This window comes from Pseudomonas sp. Sample_10 (assembly GCF_004321495.1).
Lineage (GTDB): Bacteria > Pseudomonadota > Gammaproteobacteria > Pseudomonadales > Pseudomonadaceae > Aquipseudomonas.
The window spans coordinates 17365-43398 of record NZ_RCOE01000108.1; the positions used below are offsets into that span (position 1 = coordinate 17365).

The following is a 26034-nucleotide window of genomic DNA, read 5'->3' on the forward strand; positions in this document are numbered from 1 at the left end:
CATATAGATCGAGGGCAATCGAAATGGCCAATTTCAACAAGTCGGATCTGGAGTTCATCCTCAAGCAAATCTTCATCGCGGAAGCGCATGCGGCCGGCACCAGCCTCAGTGATTTGCTACCCAACAGTCAGGTGCCTTTCGGCCTGCGTACCGTCGATGGCAGCTACAACAACCTGGTCGCCGGGCAAACCGAATTTGGCGCTGCGGACAACTCCTTCCTGCGTCTACTGGACGCCTCCTACAGAGCGGCTTATGCCGGGACCGGGACGGTAGTTGACGCGCAGCCACGGATTATCAGTAACCTGATCAACGACCAGACCGCCAACAACCCGGCCGCCGTTGCAGCCAACGGTGGCGCCGACCCGGTGATCAGTCCCGGGCTGGACGGCGTGTTCGGTACCGACGACGACAAAGAAGTGTTCTTCATTCCCAACGAGTCGCCGGACGTCGGCCTGACCGCCGGCTTCAACTCGTGGATGACCTTTTTCGGCCAGTTCTTCGACCACGGCCTGGACCTGGTTACAAAGAGCAGTACCGACATCGTTTTTATCCCGCTGCAGCCCGATGATCCATTGTATGTACCGGGCGGCCCAACCAACTTCATGGTGTTGTCACGTGCCGTGCGTACTGCCGGCGTGGACGGTGTCGTCGGCACGGCCGATGATGGGCAGCCCAACACCACCTCGCCGTTCGTTGATCAGAGCCAGACGTACAGCTCGCACCCGTCGCATCAGGTGTTTCTGCGTGAATACATGCTCAATGCGGCTGGCGAGCCGGTTGCCACGGGGCGCTTGATTACCAACCGCGATCTCGGCGCCGATGGCAAGTTCGGCACGGCCGATGATGGCGACGGCGCGAGTGGTGGCATGGCGACCTGGGCAGTGGTCAAAGCCCAGGCCCGTGACATTCTCGGGATCAACCTCACCGATGCTGATGTGCACAGCGTGCCGCTGTTGGCGACCGATGCATATGGCAATTTCATTCGCGGGCCGAGCGGCATGCCGCAGGTGGTGATGCGCGTCAGTAACGGTGCCGACGGTATCGCCGGAACAGCTGATGACGTTACTCAACTGGTCGAAGGCAACCGGGATGCGCCGATCAGTCTGGCCAGCGCCGTGAGCACCGGGCATGCCTTCCTCGACGACATCGCCCACAATGCCGCGCCGGTCGTGGTCGGTGGGAATTTGCAGGCGGACGGCGACACCGATGTCGGCAACGCGCAGCCCGCTGGCCCAGGTGGCAACAACCTGACCTATGACAACGAATTGCTCGATGCCCACTACATTGCCGGCGACGGCCGGGTCAACGAGAACATCGGCCTGACGGCTGTACACCATGTGTTCCACTCGGAACACAACCGCCTGGTCGAGCAATCCAAGCAAACCATATTGGCCGCGGGCGATCTGGCGTTCCTCAATGAGTGGTTGGTGGATGACGTCGCCGCAATGCCGGCTTCGCTTGCCGAAATCGCAGCGTTGGTGTGGGACGGCGAGCGCCTGTTCCAGGCCGCCAAGTTCGGCACCGAGATGCAGTATCAGCACCTGGTTTTCGAAGAGTTTGCGCGGACCGTCCAGCCGCAGATCGATGAATTCCTCGCACCCAACGGCTATGACACCTCGATCAATCCGGCCATCCTCGCCGAGTTCGCCCACGTGGTGTACCGCTTTGGTCACTCGATGTTGACCGAGACGGTCGATCGCTTCGACCCCGAGTTCAATCCGCTGCTCACTGACCCTGACAACCCGGACTCGCAAATGGGCCTGATCGCGGCCTTCCTCAACCCGCTCGCCTTCGCGGGCAGTGGCGCGACGGCGGACGAAGCGGCAGGCGCGATCATTCGCGGTGTGACCCGCCAACTGGGCAACGAAATCGACGAATTCGTCACCGAAGCCTTGCGCAACAACCTGCTGGGGCTGCCGCTCGATTTGCCGGCCCTGAACCTGGCGCGCGGTCGCGACACAGGCATTCCGACGTTGAACGAGGCGCGGCGTGAATTCTACGAAATGACGGGCGACAGCCAGCTCAAGCCGTACATCAGCTGGGCGGATCTGGCCAATAACCTCAAGCACCCTGAATCGTTGGTCAATTTCATCGCAGCCTTCGGCACCCACGGGGCCTTGACGGCGGCCGATGTCGATACGCTGGTCGAGATGCGTGCGATCGCCGCGGCCCTGGTGTTTGGCGGCAGCGCGGTCATCAACGCCGGTACTGCCGATGAGCGTACCTTTACCGCCACTGAAGCGGATCGCCTGGATTTTCTCAACAGTTCGGGCATCTACGCCATGGTCAACGGTGTGACCACCACCGGTGTCGACGACATCGACTTCTGGGTCGGTGGTCTCGCCGAGCAGAAGATGCCGTTTGGCGGCATGCTCGGCTCTACCTTCAACTTCGTGTTTGAAACCCAGATGGAGGCGTTGCAGAACGGCGACCGGTTCTACTATCTGTCGCGCGTTGCAGGCCTGAACTTCGGCACCGAATTGGAGAACAACTCCTTTGCCAAGTTGATCATGCTCAACAGCGATGTTACCCATCTGTCGAACACCGTGTTCCTGACGCCAACGTTCACCCTCGAAGTGAATCAGGCCAATCAGTTCACTGGCCTGGGTGCGGACGGCCAAGCCGACCCGACGGGCGGCCTGATGATCAACGGCGTGGAAATCGTCAAGCTGGTGGTTCGCGACAACCCCGACACGCAGGGGGCAGACAGCAATTTCCTGCAGTACAACGGTGCGGACCATGTGGTATTGGGGGGCACCGCCGGCGATGACATCATCATCTCCAGTGAAGGCGATGACACGCTTTACGGTGACGGCGGCAACGACCGCCTGGAAGGCGGCGCCGGCAACGACGCGGTCCTGGGCGGCGCCGGTGATGACATCATCACCGATTCGTTCGGTGACAACCGTCTGGAAGGCAACGCCGGTAACGACGTGATCATCGCCGGCAGCATGCTGGCCGGGGGCAACCTGATCCTGGGTGGCGATGGCCAGGACTTCATCGTCACCACCGAAGACATCAGCACCACCTTCGGCGGCCAGGGCGACGACTTCATCCTTGGTGCCAAGACCAACTTGCCACCGACCGGCAACGAAGGTGACGACTGGATCGAGAAGGGCACCCAGGACGGTGCACCTGGCGATAACGCCTCGCCGTTGGCCAACGATGATGTGATCGGCAACGACATCTTTATCGGTGGCGCTGGCTTCGACGAAATGATCGGCGAGGGGGGCGATGACATCTTCGTCGGCAGCGATGCCCAGGACAATATGGACGGTATGTCGGGCTTCGACTGGGTGACCCATAAGAATGACAAGATCGGCGTGACCGTCGACCTGACCATGGCCGCGCTAGCGCAGCCACACGGTAACGCGCCAAATCAAAACAACGGGCCGTTCAACCCGGTCGGCGCATCGCCGGCCTCGATCCTCGACCGGTTTGCCGAGGTCGAAGGCTTGTCCGGTTCGAAATTCGGCGATGTGCTCAAGGGCGATAATGTTGATGCGGTCACCATCGTTGACCACGGTGGTACGACGGGCAGTGCGCTGACCAATGTGGCGTTGATCCGCGGGCTGGAGCAGTTCCTGGCCGACGCCGGTTTGCCGACCACCGGCTTTGCCACGGGCAATATCATCCTGGGTGGCGATGGCAGCGACCTGATCGAGGGTCGCGGTGGTGATGACCTGCTCGACGGCGACAAATGGCTTAACGTCAGGATTGCGGTTTATGCCCCTGACGACACCAACCATAGCGGCCCTGAGATCGCCTCCTTCGACAGCATGGTCGAGATGATCCCGTTCATGATGGACGGTACCTATAACCCGGGTCAGCTCAAGGCCGTGCGGGAAATCCTGCCCGGTACCTCGACAGGCGGAGCCGCCTACGACACCGCGATTTTCTCCGGGCAGCAGTCCGAGTATGTGGTGACGCGCGACACCCGCGGTACGCTCAATACAGCGGACGATGTCTGGACGGTGGCCGATACCGTAGCAGGGCGCGACGGCACCGATACCCTCCTGCATATCGAACGCCTGCAGTTCTCCGATACCCAGCAAGTGCTGCTGCCGGGGCTCAATGCGCAACCGGTTGGCAGACCGAACATCGCCGACGCAAACGGCGGGGCGATCACGGTGGGCGACGTGCTGACGGTCAGCGTGGCCGGGGTGAGCGACGCCGACAATATTGGTGGCAGCCTCAACAACTCCTCGGTGTCCTACTACTGGCAATTCGAGGCGGATCCAGGCAGCGGCGTTTTCGAGGACATCATCTTGTTGCCGGCCGGCGACCTGGCGTTCCAGAGTGCCGACGGCACCACGTTCAAGGTCTCGCCCGACCTTGCCGGGTTATCGTTGCGGGTCAAGGCAATCTACCAGGATGGGCATGGCACTACTGAAGTGGTGTTCTCGCAGCCGACGGCCGTGGTCGTTCCCGGCGCGCCGGTCGTACCGACGTCGCCTACACCAGTGGCCGATGCCACGGCCGGTGGCGAGGGCCTTCACATGGTCCGCTCCGACCTCAACTTCATCCTCGATCAGATCAAGATTGCCGAGGCTGACGCGGCCGGCCAGGACATGCTCTCGCTGATCCCGAACATCCGCGCGCCGTTGGGCCTGCGTGCGGTCGATGGGTCGAACAACAACCTGCTGAACCTGAACGGCAACAACCATACCGAGTACGGTGCTGCCGATAACCTCTTCCCGCGCCTGAGCGATCCGGTCTTCAATCCGGCAGAAGGTGTACCTGCCGGTTTCTTTGGCCCCGGCTCGCCGGCCATTCCGGGATCGTCTTATCAGCAAACCAGCGGCTTTGTGTTTGACTCGCAGCCGCGCACCATCAGTAACCTGATCGTCGACCAGACATCGAACAACCCGGCGGCCTATGCCACGGCTTATGACCCGGGGGCCAACGGTCATCTCGACTTTGGCGTAACCGGTAGCGGCAACGACGACGTGCTCAAGGAGGGGGTACGGATCGTCGCCAGCCCTGGCATGGATGGCCAGTTCGGTACCGGCGACGACCACGATGTGTACCTGTTTGAGAACACCGCGGCGGATGCGGGATTGTCCGCGCCGTTCAACGCCTGGATGACCTTCTTCGGGCAGTTCTTCGACCATGGCCTGGACCTGTTGACCAAAGGCGGTTCAGGCACTGTGTTCATCCCGCTGCAGCCGGACGATCCGCTGTATGTACCGGGCGGCAACACCAATTTCATGGTGTTGACCCGCGCGACCAACCAGCCAGGGGCGGACGGCGTGCTGGGCACGGCCGACGATGTCCGTGAACACACCAACACCACCACGCCGTTCGTGGACCAGAACCAGACCTACAGCTCGCATCCCTCGCACCAGGTATTCCTGCGCGGATACGTGATGACGGAGGATGGCCCCAAAGCGACCGGCAACCTCATCACCAACCGTGACCTTGGGCCGGACGGCAAGTTTGGTACTGGAGACGACAGCGAAATCGGTGGCATGGCGACCTGGAAAGTGGTCAAGGCGCAGGCACGTGATGTGCTGGGTGTCGATCTCACCGACGCCGATATCGACAGCAGCCCGCTGCTGGCGACGGACGCCTATGGCAACTTCATCAAGGGGCCGAACGGCTTTCCGCAAGTTGTCATTCGGCTCAACAACGGGCTGGACGGTATCGCCGGCAACGCCGATGACGTCACGACCCTCGTCGAAGGCAATCCGGCCAACCCGATAAGCCTGGTGAACGCGGTACGCACGGGCCATGCCTTCCTCAACGACATCGCCCATAACGCTGTGCCGGTTGTCGTCGGCGGGGTTCTGCAGGCGGATGGCGATGTCGATGTCGGTAACGCGCAGCCCGTTGGCCCGGGCGGCAACAACCTGACCTACGACAACGAACTGCTTGACGCTCACTACATCGCCGGTGATGGCCGGGTCAACGAGAACATCGGTCTGACCGCGGTGCATGCGATCTTCCACGCCGAGCACAATCGATTGGTTGCGCAGACCAAGGACACCGTGCTCGATTCCAATGACGTGGCCTTCCTCAACGAGTGGCTGCTCTCGCCGGTTGCTGCCTTGCCGGTCAACCAGGCCGAGATCGATGCGTTGGTGTGGAATGGCGAGCGCCTGTTCCAGGCGGCCAAGTTCGGCACCGAGATGCAGTATCAGCACCTGGTGTTCGAGGAGTTTGCGCGGACCATCCAACCTCGCGTTGACCTGTTCTTCGCACCGACCCAGGTCTATGACGTCGACCTCGATGCCTCGATCGTCGCCGAGTTCGCCCACACCGTGTACCGGTTTGGTCACTCGATGCTGACCGAGACTGTCGATCGCTACGACGTCAATTTTGACGTGATTGGCGATCCGAGCAGTGCTGATCCCGATCAGCAACTGGGCTTGATCGCGGCATTCCTCAACCCGTTGGCCTATGCCGCCAGTGGCGTGACGCCGGAGGATGCGACCAGTGCGATCGTGCGCGGGGTAACTCGGCAAGCCGGTAACGAAATCGACGAGTTCGTCACCGAGGCACTGCGCAACAACCTGCTGGGCCTGCCTCTTGACCTGCCGGCGATCAACATCGCCCGTGGTCGCGACGTGGGGATTCCCTCGCTCAATGCGATTCGCCGCGACATCTACAACCAGACCGGAGATACCCAACTCAAGCCGTACAGCAGCTGGGTCGACCTGGTGCAGCACCTCAAGCATCCGGAGTCGTTGATCAACTTCATCGCGGCTTATGGTACGCACAGCACGATCACGGGGGCGACTACGCTCGAAGGCAAGCGTGCCGCGGCGATGTTGTTGGTGTTCGGCGATGGCGGGATCAACGAGCCATCCGATCGCCTGGACTTCCTCAACGGCACCGGTACCTGGGCCAACGTAACGCGGGCGGGCAAAGACGGGGTGCTGGGGACTGCCGACGATCTGAAGGGTGTGACGATCACAGGGGTCGACGCCATCGATCTATGGATTGGTGGCCTGGCCGAAGAGAAAACGCCGTTTGGCGGCATGCTCGGCTCGACCTTCAACTTTGTGTTCGAAAATCAAATGGAGAAACTGCAGGACGGCGACCGCTTCTACTACCTGGAGCGCACCTCTGGCCTGTCGATGAATGCCGAGCTGGAAAGCAACTCGTTCGCCAAGCTGATCATGGCCAACACTTCGGCCACGCACTTGCCGGGCCTGGTGTTCTCGGACCCGGGCTTCTATCTGGAGAGGGATCAGTCCAAGCAGTACAACGATGGCCTGGGCAATGCCGACCCGCTGGACGAGAACGGCCAGCAGGTGGTGTTCCGCGACAACCCGCTGACCGCGGGGCCGGATGCCAACTACATCAAGTACACCGGTGACCAACACATCGTGCTGGGCGGTACCAACGATGCAGACATCCTCATCGCGAGTGAAGGCGATGACACCGTCTGGGGTGACGGCGGCAACGACCGCATCGAAGGCGGTGACGGCAACGACCAGCTGCGCGGTGGTGCCGGTGACGACATCATCAGCGATATGGGCGGCGACGATAACATCCAGGGTGGCGACGGCAACGACGTGCTGCACGGTGGTAACGGCATCAACCTGATCATCGGCGGGTTCGGCAATGACTTCATCGTGACCGGTGAGGACGCCTCCGAGGCCATTGGTGGACAGGGCAATGACTTTATCCTGGGCAGCAAGGCCAACGAACAGGACATGGGTAACGAAGGCGACGACTGGATCGAGAAGGGCACCTCCGACGGTGCGCCTGGCGACAACTTCGATCCGCTGGGCAACGACCCGATCATCGGCAACGATGTCTTCATCGGTGGCAACGAGAACGACAAGTTCAACGGTGAAGGCGGCGACGACATCATGGTCGGCAGTCTCGGCTTTGGTGACCGCTATATCGGTGGCTCGGGCTTTGACTGGGCAACCTTCAAGGGGCTCGCCCAGGGCGTGAGCATCGATTACAGCGACCGCTTTTTCGATGTGCCGCCGGTTCCGGGCTCGGGTGCTTCGGCACTGGTGCGTTTCGACATCATGGAAGGTCTGTCGGGTTCATCGCACGGTGACTTCCTGCGCGGCGACAATGAAGATGCCGCATCGTTACCGGGTGCAGGTGCAACCGGCAGTGTGCTGACCAACATCAACCTGATCGACGGCCTGGCGGATGTGCTGCCGGCCGGAGCGACGTTCTTCGATGGCGGCAACATCATCCTCGGTGGCAGCGGCAGCGACCTTATCGAAGGTCGCGGTGGCGACGACATCATCGACGGTGACAAGTGGCTCAACGTACGCATCAGTGTCCGGGCAAATGCCGATGGTACCGGACCGGAAATCGCTACCTTCGACAGCATGGAGCCACTGGTTCCGTTCATGCTCAACGGTACGTACAACCCGGGTCAGTTGATCATCAAGCGGGAGATTCTGACGGGCGATGACAGCTTCGACACTGCGGTGTTCTCCGGTAATTCGACGGAATACATCGTTTCTGTCGAGGGCAATACCGTCATCGTGACGGATCTGGTGGCGGGGCGTGATGGTGTCGATCGCTTGACGGGCATCGAGCGTCTGCAATTCTCTGACCTGGCGCAGTCATCCGGCGTTGGTACTGCCTTGAACGAGGGGCCATCGGGTCATCTGGCGATTCTCGATGATGCTACCGGTCTGCGTGACGACACGCCTGTGGCCGGCCAGTTGCTGCGCGTCAGTGGTCGTGCCGTACACGATGCGGACAACGTAAGCGGGGCCAATCCGACCGGTACGTTGTCCGGAGCGGTGGCTTACTACTGGCAGGTGGAAAACATTCCAGGCACGGGGATCTATGAGGACATCACCGTTGTTGCCGCCGGCGAAGCCTCGCGGGCGACCGGGACCACCTACCGGGTGACGGACGATGTGGCGGGTCTGAACATTCGCGTCCGGGCGGTGTATCAGGATGCCAAGGGCACGCTGGAAATCGTCGACTCGTCGGCGAACAGCGCACCCACCGCGGGGCCGACGGTCACCGGGCTTTTGGTAGAGGACCAAGTGTTGACGGCTGACCCATCGAGCATCATCGATCTGGATGGCCTCAGCAATCCGCAGTTCACCTACCAGTGGCAGGCGACCAACGGGGTCAGCTTCGTCGACATCGTCGGAGCCACCAGTAGCACGTTCACGCTTGGCCAGGACCAGGCCGGCGACCAGGTGCGGGTGGTGGTCAGTTACGTGGATGACTTTGGTGTATCCGAGAGCGTGGCGTCCGACCCTTCGGACCCGGTCGCCAACGTCAACGATGCACCCACCGGTGCGTTGCTGATCAGCGATACGACACCGGATCAAGGACAGGTGTTGACCGCGCTGACTGCCGGGATTGCCGATGAGGATGGGCTGGGCACCTTCAGCTTCCAATGGCAGCAAGGTACTGGCGCTTCCTTCACCGACATTAACGGCGCGACCGCTGCGACCTTCACCCCGGGTGCTGCGCAGGGCAATCTGCAACTGCGGGTGATCGTGCGCTATACCGATGCCTTCGGCACGCTGGAGACGCTGACCTCGGCGGCAACCGCTGCCGTTACGGTGCCGGCTGGCGTGGTGTTGGTGGGTACACTTCTCGCTGACACTCTCACCGGTGGCGCGGGTGCCGATGTGCTTAATGGCCTGAGCGGCAACGATACGCTCAATGGCCTGGCCGGTAATGACCAACTGCTAGGTGGCCTCGGCAATGACATCCTCAACGGCGGAGACGACAACGATATCCTCAACGGCGATATCGGCGACGACCTTCTCAACGGTGGCCTCGGCGCGGATGCCATGAATGGCGGTCTCGGCAACGACACCTTCGTGGTGGACAATGTCGGCGACGTTGTCACTGAGATTGCCTTGGGCGGTACCGATCTGGTGCAAACCAGCCTGGCCAGCTACGTGCTGGGTGCCAACCTCGAGAATCTGGCCTATACCGGTGCGGGCAGCTTTACCGGTACCGGTAATGCGCTGGCCAACATCATCACTGGCGGGGTTGGTAATGACGTCCTCAGTGGCGGGGACGGCAACGACACCCTCAACGGCGGGCTTGGCGCGGATGCCATGAACGGCGGTGCCGGCAACGACACCTTCGTGGTGGACAATGTCGGTGACAGCGTCACCGAAGCGCTGGGCGGTGGTACCGATCTGGTGCAAACCAGCCTGGCCAGCTACCTGCTCGGGGCCAACGTCGAGAACCTGACCTATACGGGGACAGGTAACTTCACCGGTACGGGCAATGCGCTGGCTAACACCCTGACCGGCGGGGTGGGTAACGACATCCTTGATGGCGGTGCGGGTGCTGACCAGATGGCAGGGGGCGCTGGCAACGACACCTACATCGTCGATGTGGTCGCTGATGGGGTGTTCGAGGTGGCGGGTGGCGGTACGGATAGCGTGCAGACGACGCTGGCCAGCTACGTGCTTGGTAATAATGTCGAGAACCTGGCTTACACCGGAGTCAACAACTTCGTCGGTAACGGTAACGGGCTGAACAATAACATCGTCGGCGGGGCAGGTAATGACACCCTCAACGGCAACAGCGGCAACGACATCCTTACCGGCAACGCAGGTAACGACACGCTCAATGGTGACATCGGCAACGATCAGCTGTTGGGTGGCATAGGCACCGATACCCTGAACGGCGGTATCGGCGATGATGGCCTCGACGGTGGTGACGGAAACGATGCCTTGAATGGTGACGCAGGCAACGACACGTTGCTGGGTGGGCTGGGTAATGACGTGCTGGATGGCGGTACCGGCAACGATCTGCTCCAGGGCGGCGATGGCAGCGACACCCTCAATGGTGGTATCGGTAACGACACATTGCTGGGCGGTATCGGCAATGACTTTATCGATGGCGGAGTGGGCAACGATAGGGTCACTGGCGGTGCCGGCGACGATGTGATGGTCGCCAGCGTTGGCAACGACGTCTTCCTGTTCGCGGCGGGCTTCGGGGCCGACCAGATCATCGGCTTCGATGCCAACGCGGCGGGGGGCCAGGATCTGCTCGATATTTCCGCATTCGGTGTCACGGCTGCGACCTTTGCCAGCACTGTCATCATCACCGATGTCGGTGCGGATACCCTGCTCAGCTCCGCAGGAGGCGCTGAAACCATCCGCCTGGTCGGTGTGGCCGATGCGACAACCATCACTGCCTCAGACTTCATTCTGGCTACTTGAGGTGAAGTCCAGTCAGCGTTAACCGAGGCGGGGAGGGCAATGGATGCCCTCCCTTTCTTTTGCCGATGGATGTCGTCTGCCGCTTCCAGTCTGGAAAACCACGCTTGATCGCACTCCCGCAGGATCAGGCAAGTTGTCAGAAGGATCTGACTAACTCGCTGCACACCTTTATCCCTAATCTGAACACGTAGCGAGGCACCTCTCGCGTCATCAAGCACTCAGTAAAGGATAGGGATCATGTCGAACATTTCGGAAAAAGTAGTGGTGATCACTGGCGCCAGCAGCGGTATTGGCGAGGCGGCCGCGCGTCTTTTAGCTGGCAAGGGGGCACACGTCGTGCTGGGTGCACGTCGCACGGATCGCCTCGAAAGCCTCTGCCGTGAGATCAATGCCGCGGGCGGGAGCGCCCAATTCAAGGCGGTTGATGTCACCAGCCGGTCTGACGTGCAAGCGTTTGTGGATTTTGCCGTCAGCCTCCATGGTCGCGTCGATGTGATCGTCAATAACGCCGGTGTAATGCCTCTGTCGAAGCTTGAAGCGCTGAAGGTCGCTGAATGGGACCAGATGATCGACGTCAACATTCGCGGCGTCCTGCATGGTATTGCAGCAGGCCTGCCTCTGATGCAGAAGCAGAAATCCGGTCAGTTCATCAATATAGCGTCTATCGGTGCATACACAGTCAGTCCGACAGCCTCTGTTTACTGCGCGACGAAATTTGCGGTACGGGCCATTTCAGAAGGACTGCGTCAGGAGGTCGGTGGAGACATTCGTGTCACCGTTATTTCGCCGGGGGTCACCGAATCGGAATTGGCCGAGAGCATCTCAGACGAAGGTGGACGGGCCGAGATGCGTGAGTTTCGTAAGATCGCACTGCCTGCCCAGGCCATCGCCCGTGCTATTGCCTATGCCATCGAGCAACCTGCCGACGTTGATGTCAGTGAGCTGATTGTCCGGCCAACCGCCAGCCCCTATTAATGTGGCGAGACTGGAGGAAAAGAAAATGACGGTCAAAAAGTCCGCAGATCAAGACAAATACGTCGGCATGTGGGTTACGGCAGATGGGCATATTCGCCATGAGCTATTGCCAGGCGGCCGATATGATGAGGCGCGAGGCAAGACAGCGAGCGCCTACCAGGGAAGATATTGGCTGGAAGGTGACCACATTGAATACGTCGATGACACCGGGTTTACCGCTGATGGCGAGTTCCGGGAGGGGATTTTGTATCACGCAGGCATGATTCTGTATCGCGAGGACTAGAAGCTGACCTTGGCGGTGATGAGCGTCGCTCCATCGACGCTCATCAGGAATCACCGCGCATGGCGTAAAAAAGTTGTACAAGATCGGTCCTGATGGCGTAAAAACTATACATTAAGCTATTTTTGTATAGAATTTACAAAAGGCCGAGACGATCATGAACGTGGCTGATTCCAAGCGTTGCTTTGGACATCGTCTGTCGAGATGCTGGCTGTTCGCGTTGTTGCTGGCGGTACCTTGCTGGGCGGATTGGCGTCCCGCACTGCCAGACGGGCGTCTGTTGGGCAGCGGCGACTTTACCTGGTTCGGCGTGAGTCTCTACACAGCGCGTTTGTGGAGCCCAGGGATGCCGATGACCTGGGACCAGCCTTTTGCACTCGAACTGGTTTATCACCGTGCCCTTTCCCGGGACGCACTGGTTGAGGCCAGCCTCAAGGAAATGCGTCGCATGGCAAAGGCTCGTCCAGATGAGCCCACACTCCAACGCTGGTCCAGTGAAATGCGTGATGCCTTCGTCGATGTTCGGCCGGGAATGCGCATTACCGGGCTTTACCATCCGGGTAAAGGCTGCACTTTCTTCGTCGACGGCCAACTGCGCCGGCGGGTCGAGGACCCTGCATTCGCCCGTGCCTTCTTCGACATTTGGCTGGACCCGCGTACTCGGGACAAAGAACTGCGTCAACGCCTGCTGGGGATGGCCGGGCCGGCGGAGTGAGGAGGTTGAGATGCGTCGATTAGCGGTACTGCTCGTTAGCCTGTTGCTGGTCAGCTGTAACAACGTTGGCGTGGACCACTACGCGAAGGAGCGACCCGCCCTGGATCTGGTGGCCTTTTTCTCCCGGCCGGTACAGGCTTGGGGGTTGTTCCAGAATCGCTCGGGCGAGGTGGTCAAACGTTTCCATGTCCAGATTGAAAGTCGCGTCGAAGGACAACAATTGATCCTCGACGAGCGATTTCTCTACAGCGATGGCACGCGTCAGCGGCGTACCTGGACGCTGGAACCGACCGGTTCCGGGCGTTGGCGTGGCCGTGCGGACGATGTCGTTGGAGAGGCCAGCGGCGAGATCGCGGGCAACGCGCTGCACTGGCGCTACCGCCTTGACCTGCCGGTTGACGGCCGGCATTGGGAAGTGGATATGGACGACTGGATGTACCTGATGGACGAAGACACAATCATCAATCGCACGACTATGAGCAAGCTTGGCGTCGAGTTGGGACAGGTGATCCTGTTCTTTCGTCGCCAGCCGGCGTCAACTCCCTGAACCCACGATGGCCGAGCCGAGCAGGCGCTATTCGCCCATTGGAAAGATCAGCGCCGAGCCGCCAGTCGCAGGATAAGCGGCATCCATACAGCCCAAAGCGGCGCGAGCAGCAGGACTGTGCCCAAAGTGCCCCAAGGCAGACCGACACCCGCCAACGATGCGCCGGCGATGTAAGCCGGGGGACCGCCGCACATGCCCAGTAGCGCGCCGTACCAGATGGGATGTCGAGCCCAGGTCAGGCTATGGCGAAGTCCACTGGCCAGCACCAGCCACAGTACCGCCAGCCATAGAGGTAAGGGGCGCTGGGCAAAATCGAAAACGCCCAGCGCACCCAGGCCGGCATCCAGTGCGCAGCCTGCCATTGCCACACAGACCAGCGTGGTTGCTTCCTCGCGCGGCCGCGGGCAAGCAGCCACATGCACCAACAAACCTGCCGCCACCGGGAGCAGCAGCCAGGGATGCCGCTCGCTCAGCACGCAAGCCCACCACGCGGCTTGCATCCACAGTGCGTTGCCGATCAACCAGGCCCGGCTCATCAGGCACCCGGCAGCGAAGCTCGACGTGCGGCCGGGGCTGCCCAGAGCAGTTGCGCGACGCCAATTGCGCGCTCCTCGAAACCGCCCTGGCAATAACACAGGTAGAACTCCCAGAGGCGTTGAAATGTTTCGTCATAGCCCAGCTCAAGCAACGCGGTGCGCGACTGGCGCAAGTTGTCGCGCCAGTGCTGCAGAGTCCGCGCATAGTCCTGTCCGAAGTCCTCCATGTGCACCAGGTTCAACGTGGTATGGCAACTGGCGGTCTGCAGCATGACGCTCAAGGAGGGCAGGGCACCGCCGGGAAAGATATGGCGCTGAATGAAATCCACCGAGCGCTGGGCCTGTTCATAACGCTGGTCGCGAATGGTGATGGCCTGCAACAGCATCAAACCGTCTTCTTTGAGCAGCGATGCACACCGACGGAAGTAAACCGGCAGATAGCGGTGCCCCACTGCCTCGATCATCTCGATCGAGACCAGTTTGTCAAAGCGTCCGCGCAGGTCGCGGTAATCCTCGCGCAGGACGGTAATGCGTTCTTGCAGGCCAAGATCGCGGACGCGCTGCACGGTATGGGCGTACTGCGCCTCGGACAATGTGGTGGTCGTCACCCGGCACCCGTGACGGGTCGCGGCATGGATCGCCAGGCTACCCCATCCGGTACCGATCTCGAGCAGATGATCGTCGGGGCTCAGCGCGAGTTTCTCGCAGATACGCTCGAGTTTATTCAGTTGGCCTTGCTCCAGGCTCTGCTCCAGACTGTCGAACATTGCTGCCGAGTACATCATGGTCGGGTCCAGCAGCCGCTCGAACAGGGCATTGCCCAAATCGTAATGAGCGAGAATATTGCGCCGCGCGCCTTGCCTGTTGTTTCGATTGAACCAATGCAGCAGGCGCAGGACCGGTCGACCCAGGCGCGCCAACCCGCCATCAAGGGCGTCGAGCACTTCCAGGTTGGCGACGAAGAGTCGGGTGACCGCCGCCAGGTCCGGCGTTCGCCAGTAGCCGTGGATGTAAGCTTCACCGGCACCGATCGAGCCGTTGGCAGCCACCATGCCCCAAGCTGCTTCGTCGAAGATCTCGACCTCGGCGTGCAGTGTGCTGCCGGCATCGCCAAACAGCCACTGTCGGCCCTGATAGATCAGGCGCAGACGTCCTTGGCGCAGGTTGCGCAGTTGGGAGAGCACGGCGCTTCTGCCCAGGCCGCCGAACAACGGCGCCAAGCCAAAGGATTTACTGACGCTCAGAGTTGGATCGGACATGCTCGGGCTCCTCGTGGAAGTCATGGCCAAGGTCTTGGCTGCTCTGACGGGTGGTGTGGGCAAAGAGTGGGGTGCGCTTGAGCAACAGGCACATGGCTTGCCAATAAATGGCACTGAGGGTACGCAGGCTCATCCAGGGGAAGGCCAGTACGTGTCGTCTCAATGCAGCGGCATCCAGCGGCTTGCGCTGCAGCGCCAGGTCGGCCTCGAAGACTTTCTGTTCTTCGCGGTGGTTTTCCATGTGGATGCGCACGTGCGCGCCATCGATGTGGAAGCGCATGTGGTATTGCATGTCCATCGGCAAGAACGGCGAGACATGGAATTGCTTGCTGACCGAGAATTGTCGCGGCTGACCGGGCAGCACCGACAGCACATAGTGAAAGCGCTCACGCCAAGGTGTGTTACGCACCTCCAGCACAATCGCTGCCAGGAGGCCATCGCTGTCGTGGCAAAAGTAGAAGCTCACCGGATTGAAAGAAATCCCCCAACTGCGCGGCTGGGTCAGCAAATGAATGGGGCCGCACGGCGCCTGGCCCAAGGCCTTGGCCACCACTTCGCGCACCGCGTCTTTCAAAGGTATGCCGCGACGAGTCCAGGCTGGCAGGTAATCGGTTTCTCGCCAGCACAGCGGTGCCAGCCGAGTAGCACCGAGTAACGGAGACAGGCCCAGCAGCAATTGCTGTTCGTCCAGATCCAGGTAAAACATGGCGCTGCGATAGCGGAATCCGTGGTACCGCGGCATCAGGCGTCGGTGGCTGACCCAACCGTAGCAAAGGCTGCTGTTCACAGGCGCTCCCCGAACCGTTCGGCGACGCCCAAAGCGCTGACCACGCCATCCTCATGGAAGCCGTTGGCCCAGTAAGCGCCGCAGAAGTAGCTGTGCTGGTTTCCCTGTAGTTCACCCTGACGTGCCTGGGCCGCCATGGCGGCAAGGCTGTATTGCGGATGTGCGTAATCGAAGCGTGCCAAAACCTGCGACGGGTCCACGCAATCGCCCTGATTGAGGCTTACGCAGAAGGTCACGGGTGCGTCGAGGCCTTGCAGAATATTCATGTTATAGGTCACGGCGGCCGGCGCGTGTGCCGGGCCGCCGAGACGATAGTTCCAGCTGGCCCAAGCCTTGCGCCGACTGGGCAACAGGCGCGTGTCGGTGTGCAGCAATACTTCATTGGCGGCATAGGTCAGGGCTCCGAGCACCTCATGCTCGGTGGTCGTCGGTTTCTCCAGCAGCGCCAGAGCCTGGTCGCTATGGCAGGCGAACACGACTTTGTCGAAGCGTTCCTGGCCCGCGGCGCTGGTGATCACCACCCCGGTATCATCCCGGCGGACGCCCATCACCGGGCAATTGAGGCGAATGCGCTCGCTGAAGGTCCAGCACAACGGCTTCACATAACTGCGCGAGCCACCCTCGATCACCCGCCACTGCGGCCGCTGGCTGATCGAGAGCAGGCCGTGGTTGCGAAAGAAACGCACGAAAAAGTGCAGCGGGAAACGCAGCATATCGGCCCTTGATACCGACCAGATGGCCGATCCCATGGGGACGATATAGTGATGGATGAAACGCTGCCCGTAGCCTCGCATGCTCAGGTAGTCGCCAAGGCTTATGCCTTGGTCAATGCGGTGGTCGTCAAGGTCTGTTACCGCCTGGCGGTTGAAGCGCACGATATCGCGCAGCATCCCCCAGAAGCCCGGCGACAGCAGATTGCTGCGCTGTGCGAAAAGGGTGTCCAGATTATTGCCGTTGTACTCCAGGCCGCTGTCCGGATCGTTCACGGAAAAGCTCATCTCGGTGGGGCGTGAGACGACTCCCAGGCGATCGAGCAAGCGAATGAAGTTGGGGTAGGTCCAGTCGTTGAAAACGATGAAGCCGGTGTCCACGGCATAGCGCTGGCCCTGCCATTCAATGTCGACAGTATGGGTATGACCGCCGACCCAGTCAGCCGCTTCGAACACGGTCACCTCATTGCTACGCGACAACAGATAGGCACAGGTCAGCCCAGAAATCCCGCTGCCGATAATGGCGATACGCATATGACGCTATTCCTGTTCGGTTCGCGCCAGTCGACGGCCCAGGGCCAGGCGCCAACGCGCCGGCAGGGCGCCAAGCAAGCGCAGGACGAGAGTGAAGAGGCGTGGAAAGTTGATCTCCAGCGGTCGTCGCGTCAGGCGCGCGACGACATGCCGCGCAGCGCGGTCGGCCGTCCAGAGTTGTGGCATGGCAAAGGTATTGCGCCGAGTCAGGGGGGTGTCGATGAACCCCGGGCTGACCAGCGTTACATCAATGCCTTCGGCGTGTAGATCCAGGCGCAGGGATTCAACGAGATAACGCAGGGCCGCTTTGGACGCGCCATAGGCTCCGGCCCGCGGCAGCGCCAGCCAGGTCACTGAGCTGCCGATCACTACCAGATGGGGTCGGTGCCCGCGGCGCAGCAGTGGCAGTGCCGCCTGCAAACAGTAGCTGACCGCCAACAGGTTGGTACGCATCACGCGCTCGACTGTCTCGGCCTCGAACTTGCCCGGCACCAGGTATTCGCAGGTGCCGGCGTTCAGAATCACCAGGTCCAGTGCGCCCCACGCCTGCTCGATGTTGTCGCAAATGGCCGAAACTTGACGCGGGTCAGCCACATCGCCGGTAGCGAGCAAGGCCCCTGGGTAGCGCAGCACGAGCGGCATCAGTGCTTCCGCCCGCCGCCCACCCAAGGCCACCGAATGGCCTTGCTCCAGAAGCCGTTCAGCCAGGGCGGCACCAAGGCCGCTGCTGGCCCCTGTCAGCCAGCAGCGACTCATGCAAGCCTCCCTTTGATCCAGCCGATCACTGCGCCAAGTACGGGAACGTGCTCGTAGATCAGGGCACCGGCATCGAAATAGTCGTGGTGCAGGTAGACATGCGTTGCCCAGCGCAGGTGGCTGCAGCCTTGCAGACTGATCGGCTGGCCACGGGACAGGCGCGGATGACGGAAGTGCAGGTTCCAGCGCAGATAACCTTGACCGGGGGCGGTTTCATCCACGTCCAGGAGTTCGTAGCGGATATCCTCGACGTTGCTGTACAGGTTTTCAAAATAGCTACGCAGTGCCGGCAGGCCATTGAGTTGGTGCAACGGATCACGAAATTGAACGTCGTTGCTGTACAGCTCGCCCAGTTTATCCAGGCAATCGGCGTTCAGCGTTGTGAACGTGTCAGCGAAATGGCGGAGATATGCAGACATGGCCGGCTCCAGGCAAAATTGTACAAGTTGAGAAAACTGTACAGGTTTACCTGAAGCCTACGGGGAAAATTGTACAAGTCAATATTCTTGTACACTTTTTGTATCGGTCGTTGCGTTACTCGTCTTGACCGCCAAGCCTTGCCAGTTGACGGCGAAGATCAGCCACTTCGGTCTCAAGCGACTGGACTCTTTCCAGAGCGGCAATCTTTTCGCTGACGTCGTGCTGTATGCCAATGTAGTAGGTCAACTGATCGGCATCGTTGTACACGGGAGTGATAGACAACTCGTTCCAGAACAGGCTGCCATCCTTACGATAGTTGCGCAGCACCTGACGGCAGGGCTGACCGAGGCGGATGGCGTCGCGGATTGCGTTGAGGCTGGCCTGGTCATGATCGGCTCCCTGCAGGAACCGGCAATCCTGATAGAGTATTTCGTCGGCACTGTAGCCGGTCAGGCGCTCGAAGGCAGGGTTGGCATAGATGAGAATGCTGTCACTGCCTTCCTGCTCGGCCACGACGATGCCGTCATTGGAGGCTTCGACCATAAGTTGCAGGAGTTTGGCGTCAATCATGGTCCGGGCTCGCTGTAGTTCGAGGATTTGCCTCACAGCGTAGTCGTCAGCGACAGCCATGCCTAGATGGCAAGGCGCAGGAACCCGGACCGCGATTGGCTGGTTAAATAGCGCCATGCCTGGTTTAGAATGGCGACACACTCAGGATGTAACGACTTTCAATGACCGAGCCCCTCGAATCCGCCTCCGACGACGCCTTGCTCCCCATGCGCGAAGTCGCCAGCCTGACTGGCGTCAACCCGATCACCCTGCGGGCATGGGAGCGTCGCCACGGATTGATCCGACCTGTTCGCACGGTAGGTGGGCATCGCCTGTATTCGCAGCAAGACATCGAACATATACGCAGCATCATGCTCTGGACCAGCCGAGGTCTGCCAATCAGCAAGATTGGCGCTTTGCTCAACCGGCAGCAGAACACGCCGGAGCTCGCTGTCACAGACGCGGCCGAAGCCCCTCTGCTCCAATGGCAACAGGCAATTCATCGTGCCACGCAGGCTTTTGATGGCGCCGAGCTGGAGCGCCTTCACGGGCAACTGTTCACGATCTACCCGAAGGCTACGGTACTGGCGGCTGTTCTGCTGCCGGTCTGGCGCAGCCTGGCAGTTGGCGATGCTTTCGGTCGACGCAGTCAGTGGCTGTTCCTGGACGCTTTCTTTCGTGCGCGGTTGTTATTGCGACTGCAGATGAACCCGGGCAACGGTGCTTGCGTGCTGCTGGCCGACGGCTCTGGCCATGCACACGAACTGGAGCTGTTGTGCGCCGGTTTGTTGATGAGCAATGACCAGCTGCGCATTGAAGTGCTGAGCCCGGGCCAGCCCCTGGAAGAACTGCCATTGCTGTGTACAGCGATTCAGCCCGCCGCGCTGGTGCTGTTGGTCCAGACGCCACTGCAGGCCGATGCACACAAGCGACTGCGTGCCCTTCAAATGGGCGTTACGTGCCCATTGGCCCTGGTTGGCGACGCAGCTGCCGCTTCGTCGTCAGGGCTGCGTGGTTCTTCAATTGCCATATTGGGCAACGACGAAGCGAGTATTTTGCCCAGGCTGGAAGCCTTGGTAAGGGGAACGCTGCAAATTTGAATTTGGCGTTTCAGCTAAGCAGGCTTATCTGAAACGGCATTACTGATTCCGTCCAGCTCCTGCCACGGGTTGGATAGAGAACCCTTCCTGGGACACTGGGAAATGTGAGGAAACTCCAGTGTTCTGTCTGACTCGGATTGCTCTGCCTTGCAGTTCCTGCAGACGACCTTTGTTTGCGAAAGAATCCAGTTTCCATGCCAGGCGAGGAGTTTTTCAGAGGGTGACATGGTCATGAAACCTCTACAAATACTGTACAGATTTTTCTGTATTGTAGAGGTTTTTTGTCCGTTTCCAATCGACTTTGTGAGCAGCTCCACACAAATAGATGAGGATTTTCGGTGGTCACTCACGCGGTGCCCACCGAAAAACTGCACTCTATTCTGCTGATGACAGCGGCGGGGTACGAGGCGGGATCATTCGTTTCGACCCGCTGGCTTCGAACGCCGAGGCAAAACGCAACAGTGCCGAATCGTCATAGGCTCGACCGGCAAACGTCAGGCCTACTGGCATGCCGATATCCGCCATGATGCCCATCGGCACGGTGACTGTCGGCACACCCAGATGCCGGATGGCCAGGTTGCCATTGGCCACCCATACGCCGTTACTCCAGGAGATGTCGGCAGAGGCCGGGTTGACATCGGCGTCCGCCGGGCCAACATCCGCGACGGTGGGGAACAGCACTGCGTCCAGGCCCAGCCGATCCATCCAGTCTTCCAGATCGAGTTTGCGCGTCTGCTCGAGCCCACGCAGTCCATCGGGGACGGTACTGATCTGGTCCCACGGGGTGATACCACGCTCGGCCATCTTCACGTATTCGTCCATGCCGGCAGCGAGGTCGCCCTCACGGTTGGGCAATGTTCCCGGGTCATGGGGGAAAATCTTCGGTCCATCGACATCGACCAGTCGATTCAGCTTCGGATCGCCATTGGCTTGCAGGAAATCATCGAAAGCCCACGCAGTGAGATCCCACAATTCATGGTGCAGGAACTCCTTGGAGACGATGCCGCGATTGAACACCGTCGGCGCACCGGGACGGTCACCTTCGCAATTGGACACCAGCGGAAAATCGACTTCGATGACCTCGGCGCCAGCGGCTTCAAGAGCCTTGCGCGCCTGTTGCCAAAGACCGATCACCGACTCGCGGGTATTGATACGTTGGCCGGTCGGGCCACCGATCCCGGGTGCTTCGCTGGTGCCTGCTTCCGGATCGGCATTGATGTACATGCGCGGCACGCCGAGGCGCTTGCCGGCGAGCGCATCGGGTTGCGCGGCAAGTTCAAGATAGGAGGCAGGACGTACCGAAGCGACGCTCGGAATCGGCACCCAGGGTTGCATGCGCCACAGGTCGCCACGGGTGTCAGGGTCGTCCGCCACGACCACGTCGAGCACTTCCAGCAGGTCGGCCATGGTCCTGGCAAACGGTACGACAACGTCCATGGTCGGTGTCAGTGGCCAGTTGCCGCGCACCGAGATCACACCGCGCGAAGGCGTATAAGCGCACAAGCCGTTGTTCGAAGCCGGGCCACGGCCGCTTGACCATGTTTCCTCGGCCAAACCGAACGCCGCGAAACTGGCGGCCGTGGCTGTGCCGGCACCGTTCGACGAACCGGAGGCGAACGGGGCGGTGAGGAAATCGGCGTTGTACGGGCTCTCCGCACGGCCATAGACCCCGCGCTGCATTCCGCCGTTGGCCATGGGCGGCATATTGGTCTTACCCAGGCAAATCGCACCGGCGGCGCGCAGTCGTTCGACGGTGAACGCATCGCGATAGGCAATCAGATCCTTGAACGCTGGGCTGCCCGAAGCGGCCGTCAGGCCCTTGACCAGGTAACTGTCCTTCGCCGTATAAGGAATGCCATCGAGTGGCCCCAGCGTCTCGCCCCTGGCCCGACGGGCATCGGCAGCTTGCGCTTCCTTGAGCGCGTCCGGGTTGCGCACCACCACGGCATTGAGCGCGGTGTCGGTGTCGGCGCCGTCATACGCATCGATCCGGGCGAGGTAGGCCTGGACCAGTTCGACCGACGTGGTCTGGCCGGATTCGAGCGCAGCGCGCAATTGGGCAATGGAAACTTCGGTGACTTCAATCATGCGGTTACCACCGGCTCTCTCAAATATGAATTTCTTGACGGATCTGCTTGCGCAGCGTTGCGCGACGCAATCCGGTTTTCAACCTTAAGCCGCGTATTTTGCACTAAGCCGGGGCAGGGCGCCGCCATTGCCCCTCCATACGGACACGGATAATGGCCATTTCGATCCCCTTTTGGCCGATCGCACGCTGTGAACGGTCCAGGCTGTCAGCAAGAATCGGTGGCAGGCGGCCGAAGCAGCCGTGTACACAGCTTCCATAACCATAGTCTTTTGCTTCCTTTGCTCCAGGCCACGTTCAAGGCCACTGCCGTTACCGATTATAAAAACCAAACGAGCTGACATTGGGGAACTGATCCATGGACATTATGAAACGCATTCTGGGCGCCACTGTTTGTGGGCTGACGTTGCTTGCCAGCGCGGTGCAAGCCGAGCAGCGCGAACTGCGGGTGTACAACTGGGCGGACTATATCCTGCCGTCCGTGCCCAAGGACTTTGCCGCCAAAACCGGGATCAAAGTGACCTGGGACACCTTCGACACCAACGAGTCGCTGGAAGCCAAGCTGTTGACCGGTAACTCTGGATACGACCTGGTGGTGCCGTCGAACCAGTTCATCGAAACCCAGATCAAGGCCGGCGTATTCCAGAAGCTCGACAAGTCCAAACTGCCAAACTGGAAGCACCAGGATCCGGCACTGCTCAAACTGCTCGACAAGAACGATCCCGGCAATCAATACGGCGTGCCTTACATGTACGGCACCGTGTTGATCGGATTCAACCCGGCCAAGGTCAAGGCCGCGCTGGGCGAAAATGCCCCGGTAGACAGCTGGGACCTGGTGTTCAAACCCGAGAACATGGAGAAGTTGAAGTCCTGCGGCGTCGCCATGCTCGACTCGCCTTCGGAGATCCTGCCGCTGGCCCTGCATTACCTGGGACTGGACCCGAACAGCCAGAACCCGGATGACTACGAAAAGGCCAAGGCCTTGATGCTGAAGATTCGGCCTTACGTTACCTACTTCAACTCGGCCAAATACATGACCGACATCGCCAACGGTGATATCTGCGTGGCCATTGGTTACTCCGGCAGCTTCTACCAGTTTGGCAATCGTGCCAAAGAAGCCGGCAACGGTGTGGTGGTCGACTGGCGTTTGCCGAAGGAGGGGGCGCCGATCTGGTTCGACACGTTTGCCATTCCAAAAAGCGCGAAAAACGTCGAAGAGGCCCACGAGTTCCTCAACACGCTGCTGGACCCGAACGTCATCGCGCCGATCAGCGACTTCCTCGGTTACCCGAATGCCAACAAGGATTCGCTGGCGCTGATCAATAAGGAAATCACCGGCAATCCGAACCTGACACCGACCAGCGAGGCACTGAAAACCCTGTACGTCGTGCAGCCGCTGCCGCAGAAACTCGAACGGGTACGGACGCGAGTGTGGACGGCGATCAAGTCGGATAAATAAGCCCGGACCACACCTATCCCTGTGGGAGCGAGCCTGCTCCGGGCGGCGACCCGATGATGAGACCTGCCAGTCAACGATAACGTTGAATGACAGCTCGCTCCCATAGGCTGTGACTTCAGCCGCGCTGCGCGACAGGCTGTTCAGGCTGCGACGCGCGCTGGCCCTTGCGATAAGTCAGCAACACAATCCCGGTGACAACGATCACACCACCCACCACTTGCCCGGCACTGAGCATCTGGTCCAACACCACCCAGCCCATCAACAGCGTGGCCAACGGCTCGATGTTCATCACCGGAGCGTTGCGCGGCATGTCCAGGCGCGGCACGCAAATGAACAGCACGATAAACCCGGTGCCGTACAGTACAACCAGTGTCGCCAGCGCCAGCCACCCGGTGCTGGTGGCCGGAAGGTTCAAGCCACCAGGCAGGGCGCCGCTCATACCGGCCAGATTGATACTGCTGAACACGATGAAAATTGTCAGCAGGCTGCGCACCGATCCACGAACCTCGGCCAACTTGTGGTCGGTGATCCACAACGCACAGGCAAACACGCTGGCCGCGCAAAAGGCCAGGGTCACGCCCAGCCACCATTGCGGGCCGACACTGGCGTTGTCCGCGAAGCGACCGGGGACATCCAGCACAAATACCAGGCCCAGCAAAATCAGGCCCATCAGCGCGGCGGTGCGTGCGGTCGGACGCGGACCTCCCAACGCCCAGGTGAGCAGCGCCAGCAGAATGGGAAAGACATTGGCCACCAACAGTGCCAACGCCACCGGCACCCGTGCGACCGCGGAATACAGGCACAGGCTTTGGGTAGCGATCAGCAAGCCCAACAGCAATTGCCAACGCCAGGCACCCGCCGGCAGGCGCAGCGTCTGGCGTTGCCAAATGACCAAAGCGGCCAATACCAACAACGTCCCGCCCGAGCGCATCAGAATCGCCAACAACACACCCGCGCCGTCATCGAAGGCAACCCGCGCCGCCACATGGTTGCCCGCAAATGCACAGCCCATGCACAGTAAAATCAGCACGGCGAGATGGCGAGGGAAGGGCGCAGGCGCTTCTTGGCGGAAGGTTGGTTGGGTCATGGCAGTGTCTCGAATTGAGTGCGCTCTCAAAAGAAATGAGGCGCGAATATTTATTATGTTGTCGTACAACTAGAGGGGTTTGTAACGCATTTGGCTTGTATGAACAAGGTTGAAGGCTTTGGAGAAGGGAGTTTAGCGTCTATTGATCGCAAACAATGAGTCAAGAGATCGTATGACTTGAAATGGATTGTCCTTCCAGTCGATACAGTTCCTGTTGTACAAAATCGGCAAACAGCTTGATCCGGATCGGTGTCAGTACACCAAACGCATGCAGGGAATGGATGGCCAGCGACGGCAACCGATGGCCGGGCATGATCTGCATCAGCTCACCGCGATCGAGCTCTTGCTGGACCGTGCATTTCATCAAATACGCAACGCCCAGGTTTCCCAATGCGGCGGCACGCAAGCCGAATCCCGAGTCCAGACCTATTCGGCCACGGGGCACCAACGTTTCACCGTTTTCAAAAATGATGGGCAGGGTTCGACCATTGAGTTGATAGCGCACGAAGGGCAGAGCGCGCAGTTCTTCGAGGGTGTGCGGGGTTCCCCATTCGTCGAGGAACTTCGGTGAGGCCACCAACGCCATGTCGAGTTGGGCGAGGGTACGGCTTTTCAGATCGCTGTCAGACAGGTTGCCGGCGCGGAAAATCACGTCATAACCTTCACGAATCACATCGACATGGTGGTCGAGCAACGTCAGGTCCAGTTCCACCTCCGGGTGCTCGGCGAGAAACACCGAGCTGATCCTCGGCATCAGCAATCGTCCGAGGTCACTCGGCATGCTGACCCGCAAATGACCGCGCGCACCCCCGGTGTGGCGCAACGCATCGGCGCAGTCATCGATGGCCTGCAACAACGGCGCCACACGCTCGAAAAATGCCTGCCCCTCGGGCGTAAGGCTGAGCATCCGCGTGGAGCGGCGAAACAGCTTGGCATTCAGTTCGGATTCCAGTCGGGCGATGCTTTTGGAAATGGCCGACGGCGTGGTCCCGGCGTTGCGTGCGGCAGCACTGAAAGAACCGGCTTCCACCGCGCGGACAAAGGCAATCAGGCTGGCCGACTTGTTCAACAGGCTGGGCATCTTGTGACTCCGAAG

The 26034-nt window shown here is 60.4% G+C and carries 17 protein-coding genes; 7 read left to right on the plus strand and 10 right to left on the minus strand.

The features are described 5' to 3' along the window. Window positions 1-23: 23 nt before the first annotated feature. From D8U18_RS09845 to D8U18_RS09865, 5 genes are all read left to right on the plus strand, one after another. Complete coding sequence (locus D8U18_RS09845) at window positions 24-11138, plus strand: peroxidase family protein (protein ID WP_131107527.1); 11115 nt, start codon at window positions 24-26, stop codon at window positions 11136-11138. A gap of 237 nt (window positions 11139-11375) precedes the next feature. Continuing rightward, a complete protein-coding gene (locus tag D8U18_RS09850) occupies window positions 11376-12113 on the plus strand; it encodes an SDR family oxidoreductase (protein ID WP_056853385.1) in 738 nt (245 codons plus the stop codon). Between the two features lie 25 nt (window positions 12114-12138). After that, a complete protein-coding gene (locus D8U18_RS09855) occupies window positions 12139-12396 on the plus strand; it encodes an Atu4866 domain-containing protein (protein WP_056853386.1) in 258 nt (85 codons plus the stop codon). A 154-nt stretch (window positions 12397-12550) separates the two neighbouring features. Continuing rightward, window positions 12551-13108 carry a chalcone isomerase family protein gene (locus D8U18_RS09860; RefSeq protein ID WP_082557540.1) on the plus strand — a complete coding sequence of 186 codons (558 nt, stop codon included), beginning with the start codon at window positions 12551-12553 and terminating at the stop codon, window positions 13106-13108. A gap of 10 nt (window positions 13109-13118) precedes the next feature. Further along, window positions 13119-13655 carry a DUF3833 domain-containing protein gene (locus tag D8U18_RS09865; RefSeq protein WP_131107528.1) on the plus strand — a complete coding sequence of 179 codons (537 nt, stop codon included), beginning with the start codon at window positions 13119-13121 and terminating at the stop codon, window positions 13653-13655. Between the two features lie 47 nt (window positions 13656-13702). On the opposite strand, the gene D8U18_RS09870 is transcribed toward D8U18_RS09865, so the two are convergent. The 7 genes from D8U18_RS09870 to D8U18_RS09900 form a co-directional block, all read right to left on the minus strand. Continuing rightward, window positions 13703-14191, minus strand: coding sequence for a DUF2878 domain-containing protein (locus tag D8U18_RS09870; protein ID WP_131107529.1), 489 nt, complete (start codon window positions 14189-14191; stop codon window positions 13703-13705). Beyond that, entirely contained in the window at window positions 14191-15450 is a 1260-nt protein-coding gene (locus tag D8U18_RS09875; protein ID WP_056853389.1) for a cyclopropane-fatty-acyl-phospholipid synthase family protein, read from the minus strand. The genes D8U18_RS09870 and D8U18_RS09875 overlap by 1 nt, the downstream gene beginning before the upstream one ends. Next, window positions 15422-16237, minus strand: a complete 816-nt coding sequence (locus D8U18_RS09880; RefSeq protein WP_131107530.1) for a DUF1365 domain-containing protein — start codon at window positions 16235-16237, stop codon at window positions 15422-15424. The genes D8U18_RS09875 and D8U18_RS09880 overlap by 29 nt, the downstream gene beginning before the upstream one ends. Beyond that, entirely contained in the window at window positions 16234-17481 is a 1248-nt protein-coding gene (locus tag D8U18_RS09885; RefSeq protein ID WP_131107531.1) for an FAD-dependent oxidoreductase, read from the minus strand. Before D8U18_RS09885 ends, D8U18_RS09880 begins: the two co-directional genes overlap by 4 nt. Before the next feature lie 6 nt (window positions 17482-17487). Next, entirely contained in the window at window positions 17488-18237 is a 750-nt protein-coding gene (locus D8U18_RS09890) for an SDR family NAD(P)-dependent oxidoreductase (RefSeq protein WP_056853392.1), read from the minus strand. Further along, window positions 18234-18656 carry a nuclear transport factor 2 family protein gene (locus D8U18_RS09895; protein WP_130904703.1) on the minus strand — a complete coding sequence of 141 codons (423 nt, stop codon included), beginning with the start codon at window positions 18654-18656 and terminating at the stop codon, window positions 18234-18236. Before D8U18_RS09895 ends, D8U18_RS09890 begins: the two co-directional genes overlap by 4 nt. A 115-nt stretch (window positions 18657-18771) precedes the next feature. Continuing rightward, entirely contained in the window at window positions 18772-19227 is a 456-nt protein-coding gene (locus D8U18_RS09900) for a PAS domain-containing protein (protein WP_130904704.1), read from the minus strand. Between the two features lie 161 nt (window positions 19228-19388). On the opposite strand from D8U18_RS09900, the gene D8U18_RS09905 reads away from it, so the two are divergent. Then, window positions 19389-20306: a MerR family transcriptional regulator gene (locus tag D8U18_RS09905; protein ID WP_130930614.1), complete on the plus strand. Its 918-nt coding sequence runs from the start codon at window positions 19389-19391 to the stop codon at window positions 20304-20306. Window positions 20307-20681: 375 nt separating this feature from the next. Here D8U18_RS09905 and D8U18_RS09910 read toward each other — a convergent pair whose 3' ends face one another. Next, window positions 20682-22394 (minus strand): amidase, encoded by a 1713-nt coding sequence (locus tag D8U18_RS09910; RefSeq protein WP_131107532.1) that lies wholly within the window; start codon window positions 22392-22394, stop codon window positions 20682-20684. Between the two features lie 356 nt (window positions 22395-22750). Here D8U18_RS09910 and D8U18_RS09915 point away from each other — a divergent pair, with 356 nt between their 5' ends. Further along, window positions 22751-23851 carry a polyamine ABC transporter substrate-binding protein gene (locus D8U18_RS09915; protein WP_056853397.1) on the plus strand — a complete coding sequence of 367 codons (1101 nt, stop codon included), beginning with the start codon at window positions 22751-22753 and terminating at the stop codon, window positions 23849-23851. A 115-nt stretch (window positions 23852-23966) separates the two neighbouring features. Here D8U18_RS09915 and D8U18_RS09920 read toward each other — a convergent pair whose 3' ends face one another. Together D8U18_RS09920 and D8U18_RS09925 are read right to left on the minus strand one after the other, a co-directional pair. Then, window positions 23967-24938, minus strand: coding sequence for a DMT family transporter (locus tag D8U18_RS09920; RefSeq protein WP_131107533.1), 972 nt, complete (start codon window positions 24936-24938; stop codon window positions 23967-23969). A gap of 160 nt (window positions 24939-25098) precedes the next feature. Continuing rightward, complete coding sequence (locus D8U18_RS09925) at window positions 25099-26019, minus strand: LysR family transcriptional regulator (protein WP_131107534.1); 921 nt, start codon at window positions 26017-26019, stop codon at window positions 25099-25101. Between the last annotated feature and the right edge of the window lie 15 nt (window positions 26020-26034).